At 33.9% G+C, this 20853-nt stretch carries 23 protein-coding genes; 10 read left to right on the top strand and 13 right to left on the bottom strand.

Going from position 1 to position 20853, the window contains the following annotated elements:
• Window positions 1-281 precede the first annotated feature (281 nt).
• A complete protein-coding gene (locus B0X80_RS03260; RefSeq protein WP_077338396.1) occupies window positions 282-806 on the bottom strand; it encodes a hypothetical protein in 525 nt (174 codons plus the stop codon).
• Between the two features lie 917 nt (window positions 807-1723).
• Between B0X80_RS03260 and B0X80_RS03255 the strand changes: the two genes are divergently transcribed.
• The gene (locus B0X80_RS03255; RefSeq protein ID WP_077338395.1) at window positions 1724-3409 is read left to right on the top strand and encodes a DUF3592 domain-containing protein; all 1686 of its coding nucleotides are present in this window, start codon (window positions 1724-1726) and stop codon (window positions 3407-3409) included.
• A 187-nt stretch (window positions 3410-3596) separates the two neighbouring features.
• Here B0X80_RS03255 and B0X80_RS03250 read toward each other — a convergent pair whose 3' ends face one another.
• On the bottom strand, window positions 3597-4187 hold the full coding sequence (locus B0X80_RS03250; protein ID WP_077338394.1) for a zf-TFIIB domain-containing protein: 591 nt from the start codon (window positions 4185-4187) through the stop codon (window positions 3597-3599).
• Between the two features lie 352 nt (window positions 4188-4539).
• Here B0X80_RS03250 and B0X80_RS03245 point away from each other — a divergent pair, with 352 nt between their 5' ends.
• Window positions 4540-5286 (top strand): DUF1194 domain-containing protein, encoded by a 747-nt coding sequence (locus tag B0X80_RS03245; RefSeq protein ID WP_077338393.1) that lies wholly within the window; start codon window positions 4540-4542, stop codon window positions 5284-5286.
• Between the two features lie 133 nt (window positions 5287-5419).
• On the opposite strand, the gene B0X80_RS03240 is transcribed toward B0X80_RS03245, so the two are convergent.
• Window positions 5420-6352 (bottom strand): DHH family phosphoesterase, encoded by a 933-nt coding sequence (locus tag B0X80_RS03240; protein WP_077338392.1) that lies wholly within the window; start codon window positions 6350-6352, stop codon window positions 5420-5422.
• A 258-nt stretch (window positions 6353-6610) separates the two neighbouring features.
• Between B0X80_RS03240 and B0X80_RS03235 the strand changes: the two genes are divergently transcribed.
• Window positions 6611-7528, top strand: a complete 918-nt coding sequence (locus B0X80_RS03235; protein WP_077338391.1) for a CPBP family intramembrane glutamic endopeptidase — start codon at window positions 6611-6613, stop codon at window positions 7526-7528.
• A 20-nt stretch (window positions 7529-7548) separates the two neighbouring features.
• On the opposite strand, the gene B0X80_RS03230 is transcribed toward B0X80_RS03235, so the two are convergent.
• From B0X80_RS03230 to B0X80_RS03220, 3 genes are all read right to left on the bottom strand, one after another.
• On the bottom strand, window positions 7549-7959 hold the full coding sequence (locus B0X80_RS03230) for a VF530 family protein (protein WP_076419147.1): 411 nt from the start codon (window positions 7957-7959) through the stop codon (window positions 7549-7551).
• Between the two features lie 99 nt (window positions 7960-8058).
• Window positions 8059-8658, bottom strand: a complete 600-nt coding sequence (locus tag B0X80_RS03225) for a uracil-DNA glycosylase family protein (RefSeq protein ID WP_077338390.1) — start codon at window positions 8656-8658, stop codon at window positions 8059-8061.
• 110 nt (window positions 8659-8768) lie between these two features.
• Window positions 8769-9068, bottom strand: coding sequence for a hypothetical protein (locus B0X80_RS03220; RefSeq protein WP_077338389.1), 300 nt, complete (start codon window positions 9066-9068; stop codon window positions 8769-8771).
• Window positions 9069-9790: 722 nt separating this feature from the next.
• Here B0X80_RS03220 and B0X80_RS03215 point away from each other — a divergent pair.
• Both B0X80_RS03215 and B0X80_RS03210 read left to right on the top strand, forming a co-directional pair.
• Window positions 9791-9973 carry a hypothetical protein gene (locus B0X80_RS03215; protein WP_077338388.1) on the top strand — a complete coding sequence of 61 codons (183 nt, stop codon included), beginning with the start codon at window positions 9791-9793 and terminating at the stop codon, window positions 9971-9973.
• 217 nt (window positions 9974-10190) lie between these two features.
• Window positions 10191-10556, top strand: coding sequence for a Rieske (2Fe-2S) protein (locus B0X80_RS03210; protein WP_077338387.1), 366 nt, complete (start codon window positions 10191-10193; stop codon window positions 10554-10556).
• Window positions 10557-10608: 52 nt separating this feature from the next.
• Here the strand turns inward: B0X80_RS03210 and lepB are convergent, their stop codons facing one another.
• Together lepB and B0X80_RS20635 are read right to left on the bottom strand one after the other, a co-directional pair.
• A complete protein-coding gene (gene lepB / locus B0X80_RS03205; RefSeq protein ID WP_077338386.1) occupies window positions 10609-10851 on the bottom strand; it encodes a signal peptidase I in 243 nt (80 codons plus the stop codon).
• A 59-nt stretch (window positions 10852-10910) separates the two neighbouring features.
• Window positions 10911-10988: a hypothetical protein gene (locus B0X80_RS20635; protein ID WP_281252995.1), complete on the bottom strand. Its 78-nt coding sequence runs from the start codon at window positions 10986-10988 to the stop codon at window positions 10911-10913.
• 325 nt (window positions 10989-11313) lie between these two features.
• On the opposite strand from B0X80_RS20635, the gene glnS reads away from it, so the two are divergent.
• A complete protein-coding gene (gene glnS, locus B0X80_RS03200) occupies window positions 11314-12990 on the top strand; it encodes a glutamine--tRNA ligase (RefSeq protein WP_077338385.1) in 1677 nt (558 codons plus the stop codon).
• A 142-nt stretch (window positions 12991-13132) separates the two neighbouring features.
• Here the strand turns inward: glnS and fur are convergent, their stop codons facing one another.
• Window positions 13133-13576: a ferric iron uptake transcriptional regulator gene (gene fur / locus B0X80_RS03195; protein ID WP_077338384.1), complete on the bottom strand. Its 444-nt coding sequence runs from the start codon at window positions 13574-13576 to the stop codon at window positions 13133-13135.
• A gap of 182 nt (window positions 13577-13758) precedes the next feature.
• Between fur and B0X80_RS03190 the strand changes: the two genes are divergently transcribed.
• Window positions 13759-14226 (top strand): DUF4442 domain-containing protein, encoded by a 468-nt coding sequence (locus B0X80_RS03190; protein ID WP_077338383.1) that lies wholly within the window; start codon window positions 13759-13761, stop codon window positions 14224-14226.
• A 65-nt stretch (window positions 14227-14291) separates the two neighbouring features.
• Here the strand turns inward: B0X80_RS03190 and fldA are convergent, their stop codons facing one another.
• The 4 genes from fldA to B0X80_RS03170 all read right to left on the bottom strand — a co-directional run bounded on the left by fldA (window position 14292) and on the right by B0X80_RS03170 (window position 16508).
• Window positions 14292-14819 carry a flavodoxin FldA gene (fldA, locus tag B0X80_RS03185; RefSeq protein ID WP_076419140.1) on the bottom strand — a complete coding sequence of 176 codons (528 nt, stop codon included), beginning with the start codon at window positions 14817-14819 and terminating at the stop codon, window positions 14292-14294.
• A 60-nt stretch (window positions 14820-14879) separates the two neighbouring features.
• A complete protein-coding gene (ybfE, locus tag B0X80_RS03180) occupies window positions 14880-15155 on the bottom strand; it encodes a LexA regulated protein (RefSeq protein ID WP_076419139.1) in 276 nt (91 codons plus the stop codon).
• A gap of 11 nt (window positions 15156-15166) precedes the next feature.
• Window positions 15167-15388 carry a DUF2788 domain-containing protein gene (locus B0X80_RS03175; protein ID WP_076419138.1) on the bottom strand — a complete coding sequence of 74 codons (222 nt, stop codon included), beginning with the start codon at window positions 15386-15388 and terminating at the stop codon, window positions 15167-15169.
• A 358-nt stretch (window positions 15389-15746) separates the two neighbouring features.
• On the bottom strand, window positions 15747-16508 hold the full coding sequence (locus tag B0X80_RS03170; RefSeq protein ID WP_077338382.1) for an alpha/beta fold hydrolase: 762 nt from the start codon (window positions 16506-16508) through the stop codon (window positions 15747-15749).
• A 203-nt stretch (window positions 16509-16711) separates the two neighbouring features.
• Here B0X80_RS03170 and seqA point away from each other — a divergent pair, with 203 nt between their 5' ends.
• From seqA to astE, 3 genes are all read left to right on the top strand, one after another.
• Window positions 16712-17299, top strand: coding sequence for a replication initiation negative regulator SeqA (gene seqA / locus B0X80_RS03165; RefSeq protein ID WP_077338381.1), 588 nt, complete (start codon window positions 16712-16714; stop codon window positions 17297-17299).
• Between the two features lie 42 nt (window positions 17300-17341).
• Window positions 17342-18991, top strand: a complete 1650-nt coding sequence (gene pgm, locus B0X80_RS03160; RefSeq protein ID WP_077338380.1) for a phosphoglucomutase (alpha-D-glucose-1,6-bisphosphate-dependent) — start codon at window positions 17342-17344, stop codon at window positions 18989-18991.
• A gap of 669 nt (window positions 18992-19660) precedes the next feature.
• Complete coding sequence (gene astE, locus B0X80_RS03155) at window positions 19661-20746, top strand: succinylglutamate desuccinylase (RefSeq protein ID WP_077338379.1); 1086 nt, start codon at window positions 19661-19663, stop codon at window positions 20744-20746.
• The last annotated feature ends 107 nt before the right edge of the window (window positions 20747-20853 follow it).

The raw sequence follows: 20853 nt of genomic DNA, 5'->3' as shown, positions 1-20853 counted from the left end.
TTGGGGAGGTTTTTGTGGTTGATATGAGGCAATTTAGGTACAAATTGTTTGGTTATGAGAGTAGGGGGGGATGTTGTGCGGCAAGGTTTTGCCTTAGAGCTAATCATATTTAAATAGCGACAATTATGAATGTCGCTAGTAATCTAGAGAAGCCTTGAAACTGTTCGTTCTTTAGCAGATATAGGTAAACACTTAAAGAGAAAACAGATTGGTAATCAGCTTTTGATTGCAAACTGTTTTATCTAATATAAAGCGTATTTTTTAGGAGAAAATACTAGTTTTTATTCAAATTTACAAGTCATGCATTGTTGTACACCATAAATGCTTTCATATAGTATTGAGTAATGAACTTTTCCACGTAATTGTTCAACAATTTCGTTAAAAATACTATTTTCTATTGTTGAGGCGGATTCTTTTTCAATTTCTAATAAAATTAATGTTTCATCTTTAGATAAAGCGTTTTCTTGAGACAACGAGCCTTGAATCACATTAAAATCTTTTGTAATGATTTTTCCAATTGTATTTCTTAAATTATTATTTGTGATGACAGTGTCATTAAAGTGTATTGTAAAACCTTTAATAACAGCTGTCCCTAGTCCTTTATTTGTTATCGATATTGTTAGCTTACACACATCTCGATCAATAAAATGTGGGTTCTGACAAATATATGGTCGAACAGATAACTTATTATGTTTATGGGAAGAAGATGCTTGCCATATTGTAGCAATTAAAGCCATCGAAGCTATAAATATGCTAGATATCCCTATTATAATTTCAGGTTTTAGTACACAAAAAGGATATTCCATTAATTTTCCTTTATATTAAACTTTATATTTAAAGTTAACTAATTAATTAACTGAAATCAATTAAGTTTGTTAATCTTTGATTTTTATATTTAATAGGTTAAAACCTTTATTATACTTTGTGTTCTTTTTATTTTGTCGCGGTGGTGACGACCCCAAAGGGACGCTATCGCCGTCGCCCCTTTGGGTTGCCATGGCATCGCACGTTACCGTTTATCCCTTAATATAATTAATGTCACTTAACTTTACTGGCGTCCTACCAGTAATAGCTGATATTTATCTCTCACTTAGACATTTTTCAACGCAGACTTGGTGATCGCTTAACTACCGTTATTAAAAATTAGGTTTGGGATTGCGTAGAGCATAAGCGATCACCAATTCCCGTCTCAGTGAATGAATTGCAATTTTTAAAGTGTCAGTCAAGCTTAGCCATGGCCGTTCCTAGGCATCCATGCCTTAACGGCATTAGTGCATCCATGCACGTCGATGGTGAAGTCTGCAGCTTTTCATGGACGACTTACCTTAATAAAGGGCGCAGGTATTGACTGTAAACTAAAAAGGGCTATTCATGTTTACACTGAGCAGGGCGTCGGAGGGGTTCCAAGGGGAGGCTCGGCGGTACGCCGCCCCTTGGGTGCTGTCGCCACCGCGACAATAGGTTAAGAATGAATACAAACACTTGAGTTTAGAAATTTTTTAAGTTCCTCTAATTATCAAATAATTGAACATGTATCTATTCTTCAGGGTAGATTAGAGAACCTATGTATATTGATAGCGTTTATCTTTTGTGTAGTTGCCAATTTCTTACCAAGTAATCCACAGTGTCATCATTCTATAATAATTAATTATTGGAATAGAAAAGTAAAACTGTTAAGTTTCCTAAACAGTGGTGTACAAGTTAATATAAAATAAGGATATTTATGAAAAAAGGTGGTTTTTTATTCGGTGGCGTTTTTTTCCTAGCAGGTTTAGCTATTTTTTATTTTATGGTGTTATCACCTGTCATTGATGCTACTAAAATGCAGTTTTGGCAAGCGACTAAAGGCCAACTTATTAGTGCAAAAGTACATAACTACCAAAGTCGTAATGATGATGGCGGCTACACCACAATGTATAAAGTGCTTATGCAGTATCAATATAGTATTGGTGGTAATAATTACACAGGTAAGCGCGCTAAAATAATGAATGATAACGCGAGTAGTGATAGCGATGATTCTTATGACTTACTAACCAAAATACATAATGAAAATAACGTAAATAACGGTATTACTATTTGGGTTAATCCAAGTGATAATCGAGACTCTATATATGATCGCTCTTTAGATTTTCGTTTTCTTATGCTTATGACACTTTTTAGTGGTGTTTTTATGATGGTAGGTTGGGGGATTATTAGTTATAGCCGCCCAGAGAAAGAAGCAATACTCGAGAATGTTGACCCAACAAAGCCATGGTCTTCACGTACGCAATGGGCGTCACCCATTATTTATTCAGATGCACAAAAGAGTGTAAAGCATGCTTGGTATTTTGCCGTACTCGCTAGTATGTTTTTTGGTATGTTTGCTCTTGCCATTTTTGGACAACACCCTATAGCAACGGTATTTTCAATACTATTATTAATTCCACCTTTATGGTTAATATTACGTGCCAAACGCATACAGAAAGAGTGGCGTTACTTTAATAAAGTACCGTTAACCCTTAGCCTGTATCCTGGTATGGTTGGTGGTAAAGTTAAAGGTGGTTTAACTATTCCGGGGAATCATTCGGGAATGGGTAAATATAGTGCAACGTTAAGCTGTACTAAGTATTGGACCACACGTAGTGGCAATAAAACAGAATTACATCAAAGCATTATTTATTCTGATATTCAAAAGCTATTTGCCAGACCAAGCGCCGCAGGAAGAAAAGTTGATTTTGATTTTTCTGTACCGGCAGGTAAACCTGAATCTAGTGCGCCTAGTAGTAGCTATCATAAATGGGAAATAGCAGTTAAAGGTGATTTATCAGGTATAAACTTTGACCGTAATTATGAAGTGCCAGTATTTGTTACTGAGCAGAGCACTACAGAGGTAGAAGAATTAGAGCAACATCCACTAACTCGCCATGAAGAACGGTTGTTAAATGACCGTTTAAATATGGACGTTAGTAAGGAACAAGATGTAATGGCTCTACATACTCCAAAATCTAAAGATAGCTTACCTATTGCTGGTATTGGTGCTCTTTTTTTTATTATTGGTACGTTAATTTATACCATTGGTGATTCATTTTTTGGTGTCGTTTTTGCTGGTATGAGCTGTATTTTCTTAGGTTTGGGTATATGGGGATATGGGCGAAATTGTAAAATAAAAGTGAGTCCTAATAACTTACAGTTAGATTTTTATTTTTTCTCTTGGTCATTCAATCAACTGATATTAACTCATAATGAAGTACAGAGTATCGAGCCATTTAGCTCGTCAACTACCCATACCAACGGTAAGCAAACTAGTGAGAAATTTAGTTTAAGGCTGATCACTGATATAGGAAAAGCTATTGATTTAGGTGGCAGCTTTAATTCAAAGAAAAATGCTTTGCACCTTAAGCAGCAAGTTGAAGCTATTTTCTACCGTTAATCCGTAGTAATTAATACAACTTATATTCTATAAAGCTATCGATATTTGAAATAACAAAATTAAAATACCGATAGCTTTGTTGATGATTTATTATTGATTATAGTGCTGTGTTACTACTAGCGACTTCAAACTATAAGATAAATCTAAATATCTAAGGTGTAATGAAACGTTTTGACTAAATGAGAGATCAAAACCCTCTAAACAATATTCTTTTCAAATTGAATTTATTCAGCATTTTTTCCATCAGTTCAACATCTGAAACACGATCATCGAGTGCTTCTATTTTTAGCTCATGTTTCACTAATTTATTGTCTTGTGATTTATCTAGCCCCCCACTGGCGATAAAGCTTCTAATAAATTCTAACTCCCCTTTATCTAACCAAATGCCGCAGTTAATGCACGAGTCTATCAGCACACCAGATATAGATTTAAAGTTACGACGCGACATTATTTTTTTACAGTTAGCACAGGGTAGGTAGTTTTCTGATGCGGGTAAACCGGGCCGCATGTATAAAGGACTACTGCTGTCGTCTCTATAAACATCAAACTCAGAGGTGAGTACTGAGAATTCATCTGGCTGTAGCCATATTCCTTCGCAGGTATTACATTTATCGAGCTCGTGGTCTCGGTAAATATATTCATCTAACTTTGTGGTACAGCGAGGGCATGTTTTTAGTGCCGACTTTTGAATCGCTTTCATACTGCCATTACACATAGGGCAATGGCGGATTGTTGCTTTAACAATATGATTGCAAGACGAGCATTGAGATTTTGCCATAAATGACCTTATTTACCTTTATGATTTTTTAATTGTGTTATGTCATAACATACTTATATTTTTAAACAGTGGTCAAAAATATATTTACTATTGGAAAATAGCAAATTGATTGCCTGTATATAACGTTTTATTTCTTAAATATAAATACATAATCTGCAATGCAATTGTCAGATAATTTTACACTTATTATAAAGATTTATATGTATATTCTTTTAATTATTGATTTTTATAAGGTTATTTTTATGGTTTGGTTTTTGCTTTTAAATTATTGTTACAATTATTTAACGGTAATGTAACGAAAAAAAATCAAACACTTTAAAAAACTCAACACGTACAATAGGATGGATTCATTATGAACATAGGCTCCCAATTAAAAAAAATAATATGTAGCTCTTTAATGGCATTAGCATTTGTCTTACCAAATGCTAATGCAACTATAATTGATGTAGAGTTATCATTAGCTATTGATGTTTCTGGTAGTGTAAATACTACAGAATATAATTTACAAATGGATGGTTACGCAGCTGCATTCCGTAATGCGACAGTACAAAATAATATTGCTAATAGCGTAAATGGTATTGCAGTAAATGCTGTGTTTTTCTCTTCAAATTTCTTTAGTACATCTTTAGATACTTTTGTAGTATTAAACACTATAGCTGACGCTAATGCATTTGCGGATGTTCTAGATGTTTTTGTGAGACCTGGTGGTGGCGGTACTTCTATCTACACTGGTGTAAATAGGGCGGTAGACTTAATGATTAATAACGGATTTACAGCAACACGTTCTTTAATTGATGTATCAGGTGACGGAACTAGTTTTGCATCTTTAGATCAAGCTGCTAGAGATAATGCGGTAAGTAACGGTATAACTATTAATGGTTTAGCTATTGGTAGTTCAAGTATATCAAATTACTATACTAATAATGTAATTGGTGGCCCAGGTGCTTTTGTTAATGTTGCAAATACCTTTGGTGATTTTGAAACTGCTGTTATTAATAAACTGCAACGTGAAACAAGTACTTCTGTGTCTGAACCTGCAACTCTAGGTATTATGGCTTTATCATTTTTAGTATTGGCTAGACTTCGTAAAAAAGCGTAGTTGATATAGCATATTATATGTTTAAGAATACTTGCATCAAAAGCAAGTATTCTTAGTTCATTGATCCACTGTAGTTCACATTCAACCTATCTAGTTTTATTCAAAGTACAATGCTATGAAATGTAGCTAATAATTAGCCATCAGCGTTAATTTTTTTAATTAAATCAGCAAGGCATGCTTCGTTTTCAGCATGTGGAACCTGACAAGTACCTGCGGCATTATGCCCACCACCATTGTATTTAAGCATTAGCTCGCCAACATTGGTTTTTGAACTACGATCAAAAATAGATTTACCGGTAGCAAATACCGTATTTTGTTTTTTAAGGCCCCACATAACATGGATTGAAATATTACATTGCGGAAATAGGGCGTAAATAACAAAACGGTTACCTGAATAAATAACTTCTTCTTCTCTTAAATCTAAAACAACTAAGTTACCGTGCACGGTGGCACAACGCTTAATTTGTTCTTTAAATTTCTCTTCGTGCTCAAAGTATAAGTCGGTACGTTCTTTAACATCTGGCAGTGCGAGTAATTCGTCAATGTTGTGATCTTTACCATAGTCGATTAAGTTCATCATAAGTTCGTAGTTTGAAATACGAAAATCTCTGAAACGACCTAAGCCTGTGCGTGAGTCCATGATGAAGTTAAGTAATTCCCAACGTTTAGCATGTAATACTTCTTCCATGTTAAATTGTGCAGAGTCACCTTTATCAACTGCCTCCATCATGTCTTTCCAGCTTGCAGGGAAAGCTTCTAATCCGCCGTAGTAATCGTAAACTACGCGTGCGGCTGAAGGAGCATTTGGATCTATTATATGGTTGTCTTTTTTACCGTTACGAATGGTTTCACTGTGGTGATGATCAAAAGCGATATGTACGCCGTCAACATAAGGTAAATTGGTTGAAATATCGTTTGCTCCAACTTCAATTTTACCATCTTGCATATCTTTAGGATGAACAAAGAGAATATCGTCAACCAAGTTAATATGCTTGAGTAGTATGGCACAAACTAATCCATCGAAATCACTACGGGTTACTAAACGGTATTTTTTATTATCCGACATTAATTATCTCCATTAGATATTTTGCTGTTTGTTATTTAATACGACACATTCTTTATTTAAGCATAATAAAAGTAAATTAATTAGGGCAAATCTCATTTAAGTTTAAATAAATGACTATTTGTTTAAAATTTGTTTAATCATTATTCTATTTTCCTGTTTAAGCTTATAAAAAGCAGTAAATATAATAGGTATTTACACTTATTACTCGTTACTAAGTTATGATAATTTATATGTTTAGTTTATTAGCTATCTGTAATTATGTTTAACACCGATCTTTTACACGCGGAACTTTTATCTTCTGAAGTGTCGTCTCAATTTTCAACGTTATTTTTTCCACAAGTTATACCTTGGGCTTTACTATTTATTAGTATTGTCAGTGTTTTTATTAAACCTAAAGTGGCATGGTTTAGTATAGCTATTACTTTAATATCGGCTTTTATATTAGATTCTATAAGTTTAGTGGGGATTGGTGTGCTCGCTGTTTTGTTTAGCTTGGCGTTTATAGCGAATAAAAATAGCCACCGTTGGGTTAAAGCAATACTTACCAGCCTAGTGATTCTATTATGTATTGGGTTAGCTGCCCATTTATTACCGGGTTTTAATAATTTATTGGTGTTAGATAAGGTGAATAAGAGTATTAATAGCTCTGATTTTACTTTGTATTTAAATTTAGACAAACCGCTGATTTTATTTGCGTTGTTGTTGATGATGCCTACTGTTTTACTGTCTAATGATAAGCCTCGTTATTGCGAAAGGATAGGCAGTCTTCAGTTGTTTTTACTTGTTACTGTAGGCTTTATTGTTATTTTCACGCTAGCTAGCATTATACCGTTGATACAATTTGAACCTAACATACCTAACTGGTGGTGGCTCTTTGCTTTAAATAATTTATTGCTGACCTGTGTGATTGAAGAGGTGTTTTTTAGGGGATATATTCAGCAAAAACTCGCAATATTTTTTAACCCTATAGCGGGGTTGTTTATTGCGAGTCTTTTATTTGGTGTTGCACACTTCGCTGGAGGTTTAGCTTATGTATTAATCGCTACATTAGCGGGTGTGCTATATGGTTTTATTTATCACGTTACTGGTAAAATAACTTACGCTATTTTAGGGCATTTTATTTTAAACTTTATTCATTTAAGTTTGTTTACGTACCCTTTACTAGTAAAGCATTAGTGTTATGGGGTTTGGGTAGGTTATTTTACATTCGCCCAAGGGTTACCTTTACTTGCAGCTCTTTCACGTGTTTTGATTGCTTTTTTAGCGCGTAAGCGTTCGGCGTCTTCAAAGCTTAAATCAGCAGGTTCTTTGGTTTTTTGATCGGCAGGAACAATGCGTGCACGTGGCGGAAGTTGAAATTGTTCGTCGTCAGCCTTTGGTAGCCCTTTGTATTGATACAAATAAAAAGCTTCTACTTTTTCACGTGCCCAATCTGTTTTCTTCAAAAACTTAATGCTTGAGGCAATACTTGGGTTTTTTCTAAAACAGTTGATATTTAAGTAGGCGTCAAGTAAGTCAAACCCATATTGGTCAACAATCTCATTTAATAAGGTTTCTAGTTTTAGGCCGTGAAGAGGGTTATTGTGGTATGGGTTTTCAGTTGTCATGCGTGGCCTTTTGGTAACATTATTAAAGAGTGTATTTATATAATTAGCTATTATAAATTTCCTGCAAGCGTATAGATAGTTTTTATTAAGTAACCTTCATTAAGTAAGTATTTTTTGTACCATCAATTGCAACTTTGGGAGCACATCAGTTTCAAACCATTCATTTCTTTTCAACCAAATATTATTACGTGGGCTAGGGTGAGGCAGCACTAATTGTTTTTCTTTGAGTAAGCTTTGCCATTGTGATGTTAATTCTGTGATAGGCACATTAGTGTTTAAATGCCACTTAGTTGCGTGTTTTCCTAGAATGATAGTGAGTTCAACATGCTCGAGTCTTTCCATTAACGTTGGTCGCCATGTTTTAGCGCAGAGTGGCAATGGAGGTAAGTCGCCTGATTTCCCTGTTCCAGGATAACAAAACCCCATAGGAATAATGGCAAATAGTTCGGGATTGTAAAATTGTTCTTCAGTGACTCCTAGCCATTTACGTAATCTTTCACCGCTTTTGTCATTAAAAGGAATACCTTTTTCGTGAGTGACTATTCCTGGGGCTTGGCCAGCGATGAGTATTTTACTGTTACTACTTGCTTGTAAAATAGGTAAGGGGTTGAGAGGTAAATCATTCTCACATAAGGTACATGACTTAATGCTACGCAGAAGTTGATTGATATGATTGTTATTTTCTGAGTTGTTATTCAAAGTACAAAGCACTTTATTTACAAAGGGATATGATAAATTTATAACAATTTATGAGGAGAGTAAAATAACTAATTTGGGGAATAGATTTAGTCGTATTCCCCAAAAAATAATTATCGGCTAGCGATTAAGGTTGTTTTACTTTTAGGTTCCATAGACTTAACTTCAATTAAGTTCAGTTTTGGATAGTAAGTGATTGAAGCAAAAGCGTCGTTACTTGGCTCGTAGGCTTTTTCTGCTATTTGAGAATAAAAATTATCATTAAAACTATCTTGTGCGAAAGTATTAGCAACACACTCTTCTTGAACAGTAAGCGATTTAGAGTCAATGCATTTAAATATTTCTGCTTTGTCTGCTACAGCAACTTGGCTAAAACTTAAAACAGCAACCATGGTTAACATACGTTTATACATTTTTTTCTCCTATTTCTTAATACTAGATAATAGTAGCAAGGGAGTTGCTTTTTAGCTAACACATTAATATTACAATATTATGACACTGTATTTTTATTTTTTTAAATATATAAAAGAGTACGTTAAGTTTGGTAAATAAGCCTTCTCTCATTTAGTAGGCAAAATAGGCGTATTAGCATATTACTTTGTAAGACATTACCCATAAATACGTAAGTGAATAATAGTTTTATGACGTAGTTAATCGTTTTTTATTTTTTAACTTACTGTAATTAAATGTATTTTTTATATTAGGATAAAATTATATTTATTATTTGTTTTTTAGCATCTAGGTAAAAAATATAAATTCTTTAATATTAACACTGTCAGGAAGACATAGGATTTAAGAAAGAGCAGGAGCTTTTATCTAAGGAAGGTATAAGGATAAGTCGGGATGACTTAATTAATATGGATATTGCTAGGATGCTATGGATAATAAAACTTCAGGATGAAGTATTAGCAAGGATTGGCTAGCTTTAAATAAAAATACGACTTCGGTCGTATTTTTTTTGTCTAAATTTTAGTTTGATGCTTTTAGTCTTTTATTTGAGCCGTAATATTCAGCTAATTCTATTTTTATAGGTGTATTTTAATGACATTATCAATTCGTTATAAGTTTCATTTTTTTGTCATAAAAAAATCATATTAACCGATTAAATTTAAATAAACTTTTATGAGGATTTATTATGGCAACTACACAATGGGATAATGTGAATTACGATGACGAAGAGTTCACTGACTTTTCAGAATTTGAAATTAAGAGCAGTGAAAAAAAACGAAAACGTCGTGATACTAAAATGATGAAACAGCAACAACGTTTAAAGAAAGAATCTCCAGCCTCTGATGAATATGGGATATACAATTACTAATCTTTTTGTATTGAGTTATTTACTACAAGATTAAAATAAGAATATCATTCATAGATCCCTCTTTCTTATTATTAATTGATTAATAGCTTTAAGTGTTTTTTCTTAAGGCTTTAATCAATTTTTATTTTTATATATTTCAGCATGACTTAATAATCAAATAGTGTAAAAATACTTTTTTATATGACATAGCGTTATTATTTTTAGTTTAAAGGAAAGTATGAATCAACAAGATCTTAAGCAGTTTTTCCCTGCTGGCGGCGTAGTGAATGAAGACATTAGTATTTCTGATGTTAGGTCTACAAATCGAGATGATGTTTTAGTAGGGCAGGCTATTTTACCATTGAGCGAATCAGTGCAAAAAATTGTGATTTATAAAGTAGATTTAGATAACGGCCTTGAAGATTTAAGAGCTATTTCTGCGTCGTGCCCACATCAAGGAGCTGATATTAGTCGTGATGAATTAAAGCCTGATGGTAATGTGTATTGTTCATTACATAGAAGGCCAATTTGCATCTACAGTAAATATAATCAAGCTTACGCTGTAATTAAACGTGATGAACAATACGTTGTAGCTAAAACTTAATCATCACCTTTAAATTAAAAGCGATTAATAACCTAAATTTGAATTAAATATATCATAAGGCATATAAATTTTTTAAAAATCTGTGGGTTTTAGGAAGGTAATAATTATCGTAGTTTAATGAAAAGGCTACATAATTAGCTTTACCTTTTAGTTCCTTTCTTGGTACAAAACCATACACTCTTGAATCTGCACTATTTCTACGGTTATCACCTAATACTAAATAATGCTCTGCTGGTACGGTAACTGTGTTAAATGAAGCTACGTTGGAGCTTTTAGTCGGGTCGTGTTTTACTATGTGTTTTAATCCTAGTAAGTTTTCAACTGTCTGTTTTTTTTATGGTTTTCTGTCACATTTCATGTGTAGCTTAGTCGATTGCCGTTAATGGTGAGTATTTCGTTAGCCATAGAAACTTTATCACCCGGTAAGCCAATGACTCGTTTTATTAATCTATTTTACGAAAAAATACCATTAATATGATAAATGAGAATAAGCCTGTGTATTCTTTTATAAACGGCCTTAATTTTCCTTTTGTTATTTTTTTCATTTTATACTTCCTTTTTAAGTTTATCTTGTTGCTGAGTTTGACTTGTTTGAGGTGAATAAGTTGGTGAATAAATATGATGATGCGTAAACAAATATGAAAAGTAAAAGCTTTACTTAATAAACATAAGTAAATTTATAGTATTAGATAGTTATAACAGTTGATATAATGAAATTAATTAATGTTTTATCACTACTTTATTAGAGGTTCCTTGGATGTCGGAAGCTGAAAACCGTCCAACAAATTTTATTCGCCAAATTATTGATGCAGACCTAGAAAGTGGTAAGCATAATTCGGTACAAACTCGTTTTCCTCCTGAGCCTAATGGTTATTTACATATAGGTCATGCTAAGTCTATTTGTTTAAATTTTGGTATTGCTCAAGATTATAAAGGGCAATGTAATTTACGCTTTGATGACACTAACCCTGAAAAAGAAGATATTGATTTTGTAAACTCAATTCAAGCCGATGTTAAATGGCTAGGTTTTGAATGGGCTGGTGATATTCGTTATTCGTCAGATTACTTCGACCGTTTACATGACTTTGCCGTAGAGTTGATTGAAAAAGGCTTAGCTTACGTGTGTTTTTTAAATGGTGAAGAAACCCGTGAATATCGCGGCACGCTAAAAGCACCAGGCAAAAATAGTCCGTATAGAGATACCACACCAGAAGAAAATTTAGCTTTATTTCAAAAAATGAGAGAAGGCGGCTTTAAAGAGGGGGAGTGTTCTTTAAGAGCTAAAATAGACATGTCTTCAAGCTTTATGTGTTTGCGTGATCCTATTATTTATCGTATTAAGTTTGCTGATCATCATCAAACCGGTGATAAGTGGTGTATCTATCCAATGTACGATTTTACACACTGCTTATCGGATGCGATTGAAGGTGTGACTCATTCTTTATGTACGTTAGAGTTTCAAGATAACCGTCGATTATATGACTGGGTACTGAGTAATGTATCTATTGATATTACACCTCATCAATACGAATTTTCACGCTTAAACCTTGAATATACGGTAATGAGTAAGCGTAAATTACATACTTTAGTTGATGAAGGTCTTGTAACTGGTTGGGATGATCCTCGTATGCCAACTATTGCTGGTTTTAGGCGTCGTGGTTATACCGCTGCTTCTATTAGAGAATTTACTAAGCGTATTGGTGTTACCAAAATGGATAACACGGTTGAAATGGGCGTACTAGAAGCCTGTATTCGTGAAGATTTAAATGATAATGCTCCACGCGCTATGGCTGTGCTTGACCCAATTAAATTAGTCATTGAAAATTACGATGATGCCAAAGTTGAAGAGCTAACCGTTAAAAATCATCCTAGTGATGACGCACAAGGTACACGTATTGTTCCTTTTAGCAAAGAGTTATACATTGAAGCTGAAGACTTTAGAGAAGAAGCTAATAAAAAGTACAAGCGTTTAGTTTTAGATAAAGCAGTGCGTTTACGTGGTGCTTATGTGGTGACGGCTGTTCGTTGTGATAAGGATGCAGAAGGTAATGTTACAACGGTTTATTGTAAATATGATCCTGAAACATTAGGCAAAAACCCAACAGATGGTACTAAACCTAAAGGTGTTATTCATTGGGTATCTGCAGAACAAAGTCTTGATGCTGAAATTAGACTTTATGATCGCTTATTTACGGTTGCAAATCCGAGCGCAGCTGAAGATTTTAATTCTGTAATTAACCCTGATTCACTTATTATTAATACGAAAGCTAAAGTAGAGCCGTATTTAGTTAACGCAAAGCCTGAGCAAGCGTTTCAATTTGAACGCCAAGGCTACTTTTGTTTAGACAACTCTGAAGAATCAATTAAAGGTGATAAGTTAGTCTTTAACAGAACCGTTGGCTTAAGAGATACTTGGGCTAAAATGGGTGACTAACTAGTTCATGTTAGTTAAGCCTATAGCTTTCAAGGTGCTGAAATACGTATCTTGAATAGCAATGGGTAGACATATACAAACATAAAAAAACCGACGAAAGTCGGTTTTTTATGTTTGTATTATTAAATTGATAATACTAAATTTAATAATTGCTCTTACGGTAAGCTTCACATTCATCAACATCATTACATTCACCATAAAGATATAAACTATGGTTAGTCAGTTTTATGTTGTGCTCTTTTGAGATATCAAGCTGTCTTTGTTCAATCATATCATCTTCAAACTCAACCACTTTACCGCATTTTAAACATACTAAATGATCGTGATGCTTTTTATGAGAAAGTTCAAATACTGATTTTCCACCTTCAAAGTGATGGCGAGAAACAATGCCAGCATCATCAAATTGGTTAAGTACGCGATATACCGTCGCTAAACCGATTTCTTCATGTTGCTCTAATAAGATCTTATATACATCTTCAGCACTGATATGTTGATTGGCTGGATCCTGCAAGATAGAAAGTATTTTTACTCTTGGAAGGGTGATTTTTAAACCAGCGCGTTTTAGTTCTTCATTTTGATCAGGCATAAATATTCTATTATTTTTTATTAATAATTAGGTCAAAATTATAGGGGTTTATTCGTCAGGTTGAAAGGCTTTGTTTAAAGTTAAACTGTTTAATTGAGTATTATTCATGTTATATTGCGATAAAATAACTGGTACGATGTGTTTCTGGTGTTATTGATATGAATTAGGTAGGTTGAAGTGTAATGGAATGGATATTTAAAAAAGCATGGGTAATGAAATTATTATTAAATATTTGGCCTCCCTTGTTTTTTTCTCGAATTAAATTAGTGCATATTTCTCCAGATTTTAAAAAAGCACGCGTACGTTTATCGCTAAGTGCTTGGAATAGTAATGCGGTTGGTTCTCATTTTGGAGGTTCAATTTTTGCAATGACAGATCCGTTTTATATGTTAATGCTTATGCATTTTTTAAGGCGTGAATATCATGTATGGGATAAGTACTCAGATATAGACTTTATTAAACCAGGTAAAGGAAAAATTTATGCAGATTTTACACTTTCAGACGACATTATTAACGAAATTAAGCTTAACGCAGAAAGTGGTGAAAAACATTTACCGAACTTTAAAATAGAAATAAAAGATGAGAAAGGTGAGTTAGTTGCTAGGGTAAATAAAACACTTTATATACGTAAGAAAAAGCATTTAAGATAAAGTAAAAAAGCTTTAATATTATAAATATTAAAGCTTTTTTTTAATGATAGGTGAATAATAAAGACTTATTCAGCAAACTCAGCTAAGCACATTTCATCATTAAGCTGGTTAACCCATTTAGTTACACGCTCGTCTGTTAGCTCTGCTTGTCTGTCTTCATCAATACATAAACCGATGAATGTATTATCGTCTATTAATCCTTTTGATGCTTCAAACTCGTAACCTTCAGTTGGCCAATGACCCACTAAAATAGCGCCTTTAGATTCTACAATATCACGTAGTGGACCCATAGCATCACAAAAGTATTCAGAGTAGTCTTCTTGATCACCTAAGCCGAATATAGCAACCAGTTTATCGGTAAAATCAATCTCTTCTAATTCAGGTAAAAAGTCATCCCAATCACACTGATTTTCACCGTAATACCAAGTGGGTATACCAAGAATAAGTAAATCAAACTCTGCTATTTCTTCTTTAGTGCTTTTTGCAATATCTTTAACTTCAATTAGCTTTTTACCCAATTTTTTTTGGATCATCTTACTAACGGCTTCGGTATTACCAGTGTCACTTCCGAAAAATAAACCTACAATTGCCATGAACTTATAACCTTTTTATCTGTAATCTAGCCTATTGTTAAAGGCTAATACTATTAATGTCTAAATGTTTTTTAACGATTGTGTCAATAATGATTCAATTAATTGGCTACGGTTAACACCTTTTTCTTCTGCCAATTTTTCAAGTTGCTGAAATAACGACTGGTGAATTTTAAATTCAACACGTTTTAATCCGTTATTTTTATCACGTTTAACTTGGTTTCTTTTGTTGATCTTTATTTGCACACTGCGAGAGTGGGGATTCGTTTTAGGGCGCCCCGGACGTTTTTCGTCTTGAAATAAATCAATTGTTGTTAAGTCTGTTACTTCTTTAGCCATACTATTTCATTTTAACCTACGCCTTGGCTTTCCCAAATAAATTGGATAACGCCTTTTGCGATAAAACCTGCACATCCTAAAAATAAAACTAAATAAACAACGTATTGCCCGTTTTTGGGAACATTGTTACTTTTCATAACATCATGAATCGTTATTCCAATAAAACCAAATATGGCTAAGAAAGCAAGATTAAGTGCTATTGTTTCAATTAATTCTAAATGCTCTGCTAACATAATTCACCCTAAAAAATTCAGGCCGTATAGTAGCATAGCCCTTCATCTAAGCCCAAATATTTTAGCCTTAAAATACGAACAATTGATCTATACCCGTTACCACTCAATATGCGTATTTCAGAGCGCTTGAGCGATATCAATTCAAGGCAATGCTTTGTAATAATGGTCGTTCCCTTATAAAAAACATTAACGACGAAGTGATTTTGCTCAAACGCTTCTTCGATTGGTCTAAAAACAATTTATGCTGCGTTATTAATTTTAGTAAGGGAATAACCATGACGTAAACTTAATGCCTTGCCTAAATTGTTTTTAGTTCCCACTGAAACCTGCATCTTGAATGATAACGGGTATATTTTAATTATGCTAAAAAACTGGCGACAATTTTATTAAATATTGAGGTTTTTTCTGCGTGTAACCAATGTCCGGCATCTTGAATTATTTTAGCTTTACTTGCAGGGAAAAGTGCCAGTATTTTGGGGCGATGCTCTGCTAGAATGTAGTTTGATTGGCCACCTTTTATAAATAGCGTTTCACCATTAAAAGTGTGAGATGTATCTAAGCCTACCATGATCTGCTTATAACAATTGCTGATAAAGTTTATATTACATTTAAAAGTTAACTGGTTATCAATTGTTGTTAGGTTGCGGAGGAGAAATTGACGTACGCTAGTCTCTTCAACATAATGTGATAGTTGGGTATCTGCATCTTTTCTGTTTTTTATTACTGACAAGTCAATCGACTTTAAACCTTCTATTATTTGATTATGGTGTGGTGGATACTCTACTGGAGCAATATCGGCAATAATCAACTTATTTACTTTCTCAGGAAAGGCTAACGCGCAATGCATGGCTATTTTACCTCCCATTGAATGGCCTAAAACGTGCGCTTTATCAATCGATAAATGTGCCATAACATCTACAACATCTTGAGCTAGCTCTTGGTAGCTCATCGAGTTTTGATGAAACGAACTGCCGTGGTTCCTTACATCGATACTGGTAACGGTATAATTTTCACGTAAACCTTTGGCCACCATATTTAAGTTTTCTAAACTGCCAAATAACCCGTGTATAAGAATAATATGTGGGCCGAAGCCTTGTTGAGTGTAATTAAGTAACGGCATTAAAATCGCTTTTTCATTAGATGTAATACAATAGTGCTATTGTCGTTTTTTTTTCTAAGTCTTGCAATTTTAATGAAATTATTTTTGGGTACCTTTTTATAAAGTCGTGTTGAAACTTAAAAGATTGTAGAGACTTATAGTGAAGATAAGTATAATCACAATGCGTTCGTAGTATTTTAATCTCCAAGGTATCAAGGTAATTAATGAAAAATATCGAAATAGAAGAAGACCTTTATCAATATATCGCATCACAAACACAATTTATTGGCGAAAGTGCATCGTCTATATTACGTAGACTTTTGTTTGAAAATGAACAGCATACCAATAGCATCACTACCGATAAAATAGCCGACAGTATTGAGCCTATAAAAATTATAGAAGAGCCAGAATTTGAAAATGTTGTTGAACAGACAACTGTCGATAATCAGTCAGTAACCCAAGAAATAGAAACAAATGAGTCTGTTTTTAATTATTTAAACAAAGAAGAGTTGGCCATGCAGCGAGGTGCAGTAGGACGATTTTTATTAATTCTTGGTGCTTTATATCGTGTTCATGCGAATAACTTTTCGGTTGTTTCAGATATTAGAGGTAGAGATCGTTTGTATTTTTCTGCGAACTTGAATGAATTAACGGAAAGTGGAAGCAGTACCAAACCTTTCCAAATTCCAGAAAGCCCTTACTGGGTTGTTACAAATTCAAATACTACACGTAAAAAAATGATTTTAACAAAAGTCGCTTTAGCTTTGGGTTACAGTGAAAGCGAAGCAGAAGATATTCGAGAATTATTATAGATAAATGGTTCAACAATTTAATTAAACATTAGAGGATATTACATGTCAGTTCACCCTCATGCAGGAAAACTAGCGCGACCAGAAGATCGTATTAATATTGGTCGATTAGTGAGTGATTATTTTTTACAAACACCCGACGTAAATATTGTTGAACAGAAAGTGACTTTTGGTACGTCTGGTCACCGTGGAAATGCAAGTTTATTAAGTTTTAACGAATGTCATATCATTGCCATTTGCCAAGCTGTTGCAGAATATAGAACTGAGCAAGGTTATAAAGGGCCGTTATTTTTAGGTAAAGATACCCATGCTTTATCGGAGCCAGCATTTGCGAGTGCGATAGAAGTATTAATTGGTAATAATATACCTGTTGTTATTCAGCATGATGATGGCTTCACACCAACACCTGTTATTTCCCGTTTAATTATAAGCCATAATAAAGTTAATTCTGATCAAGCTGATGGATTAATTATTACACCATCGCATAATCCACCAACAGATGGCGGTATTAAATATAACCCTCCTCATGGTGGTCCTGCAGAAGGTGAAGTAACTAAACTTATTGAGCAGCGTGCTAACGATATTATTTTAGCCCAGTTAAAAGATGTTAAGAAAACAGCTTTCACTCAGGCACTAAGTTCTCCTTTGTTAACTAAACAAAACTTTATTGAGCATTATGTTAACCAGCTTGATCAAGTTATCGATATGGACGCTATTGCTAAATCAGGTGTTACTATTGGTGTTGATCCTTTAGGCGGTTCAGGTATTCATTACTGGCCTGTTATTGCTGAAAAATACGGTATTAACATCGAAATAGTTAACCCCGTAGTAGACGCTAGCTTTGCATTTATGCCATTAGATAAAGATGGGAAAATCCGTATGGATTGTTCATCTCCATATGCTATGGCTGGCTTAATTGCCATGAAAGACAAGTTTGATGTTGCTGTAGGTAATGATCCTGATTTTGATCGCCATGGTATCGTTACTAAGTCTGGCGGTTTAATGAACCCTAATCATTATCTTGCTGTTTCTATTGAATATTTAATGACGCATCGTGATTGGCCGTCAAGCTGTAAAATAGGTAAAACTTTAGTGTCAAGTTCATTAATTGACCGTGTTGCTGATATGATTGAACGTCCTTTATCAGAAGTGCCTGTTGGTTTTAAATGGTTTGTAGACGGTTTACACGACAGCAGTTATGCCTTTGGTGGTGAAGAAAGTGCTGGCGCATCATTCTTAGCAAGAGATGGTTCATGTTGGACGACCGATAAAGATGGTTTTATCATGGCTTTATTAGCGGCTGAAATGTTAGCTGTTACAGGCCAAGATCCCCATCAACGTTTTGAAGCTATTGCAGCTAAATTGGGTAAGCCTTTTTACGGAAGGGTAGATGCCGTAGCAAGCTTGCAACAAAAAGCGGTTTTAACAGCGTTAACGGCTGATGCGATTAAAACAACCACTTTAGCTGGTGAAGAAATTACGCAAATACTTTCTCATGCTTCAGGTAACAATGCTGCGATTGGTGGTATTAAAGTTACGACTAAGAATGGCTGGTTTGCTGCTCGTCCGTCAGGAACTGAAGATGTTTATAAAATTTATGCGGAGAGTTTTATTAGTGATGAACATTTACAGCTTATATTCTCTGAAGCTAAAGTGATTGTTAGCGCTGCATTTACTGATGCTGGCGTAGTATAAGTATTTATACCCGTTACCAATCAAGATGCGTATTTCAGAGCACTTGAGCGATATCAATTCAAGGCAATGTTTTGTAATAATGGTCGTTCCCTTATAAAAAGCATTAACGAAGAAGTGATTTTGCTCAAGTGCTTCTTCGATGGGTCTAAAAACAATTTATGCTGCGTTATTAACTTTAGTAAGGGAATAACCATGACGTAAACTTAATGCCTCGCCTAAATTGTTTTTAGTTCCCACTGAAACCTGCATCTTGAATGGTTACGGGTATATACCAATCGCAATAACCAATTGATCATTTATACTCGCTTAAATGGCCAATTACATCGTTATTTATTTAATAATTAGAGCAACTAGTTATTAAAATAAATGCCTTGTATTTGACCATTTACTCTTCGTATAAAATAGGTCAATTCATTAATGCGTTTGGTATTATTTTTAAATAAATAAAATTGTTTTATTCGCATAAATATTCGCATATTTTTTATTTAAAGCAATGTAGCTATTCTTAAAGGTTTGTTATGAGTAACTCTCTTCATAAAGCTCAGGGAAATAGAAAGTAAGTGAATGAATAATTATACAAAACTTTAAAAAAAAGGTGCTTTATAGCACCTTTTTATTTGCCTGAAATTTAACGTAGAATAGTCTTTTAGCTATGTAAATAGAGGTTTTATGAGTACATTAAGTGAACATCAAAAAGAATTACAAACCAGCGGTGACTTTCTTAAATTAAGTTGTGAAAATGAATGGTCTTTAGCTGAACCTTTTTCATTTATTGTAAACTCTAATAATACTTCAGCCAATATATCTACAAAAGTCACCGTGCTAGATACAGGTATTATATCCTTTGAACCCGACTGTAATACGACTCAAGATATTGTTTTATCAAGTGCTATTCATGGTAATGAAACCGCACCTATCGAAATTTGTAATACATTAATTAAACAATTAATACTCGGTGAAATAGCCGCTACACAAAGAGTGTTGTTTTTGTTTGGTAACCCCGCATCTATTAATATAGGTAAACGGTTTGTTGAAGAAAACATGAACCGTCTTTTTTCAGGCGCTCATTCAAAACCTGCTGCTGATGGTTCTTTAGTTATCAATAAAGAGAGAACACGAGCTAAATTACTTGAAAACACGATACGAAGGTTTTATCAACAAGGTGATCAAGTCGCTTCAAATCGCAGTCGTTGTCATTATGATTTACACACTGCGATAAGAGGGTCAAAAAATGACAAATTTGCCGTGTATCCTTTTCAGCATGAAAAACCATGGAAGAAAGAACAACTACTTTTTTTAAAGCAATGTGGAATTACTACTGTGTTGCTTTCTCATTCGCCAACCACTACCTTCAGTTACTTTTCAGCCAATGAGTTTGGTGCCGATGCTTTTACCGTTGAACTAGGTAAAGTTAAACCCTTTGGTGAAAACGACATGAATAATTTTACCGAGGTGACCAATACACTCTTAGCACTTATTACGGGTGCTGATATTGAATTAGGAGATTACAATCCTGATGATTTTGATGTGTTTGAAATTTACCAAACAATAAACCGTGAAGCAGAAAATTTTCGATTAAACTTTGCCGACGATGTTGATAATTTCACCTCTTTTCCGCTCAATTATGTTTTAGCTTTTGATGGTGATAAAGAAGTTAAAGTAAAACAAGATGGTGAAGCGATTATCTTCCCTAATGCTGATGTTGCTATCGGACAAAGAGCTTTATTAACGGTTACTCCTACCATTATTTTATAACCTATTTGTTCCTTTCAAATTAAGTTTTGAGGGCTCACTTAATTTTTGTTAATTAATAGTAATTGAATTTACAAATTCAATTACTATTAATTGTCTGTCCCTTCTGT

Source organism: Pseudocolwellia agarivorans (assembly GCF_002000085.1).
Classification (GTDB): Bacteria; Pseudomonadota; Gammaproteobacteria; order Enterobacterales; family Alteromonadaceae; genus Pseudocolwellia; species Pseudocolwellia agarivorans.
Note: the sequence above shows the minus strand (reverse complement) of the source record. Positions and strands in the feature narration are given on the sequence as shown.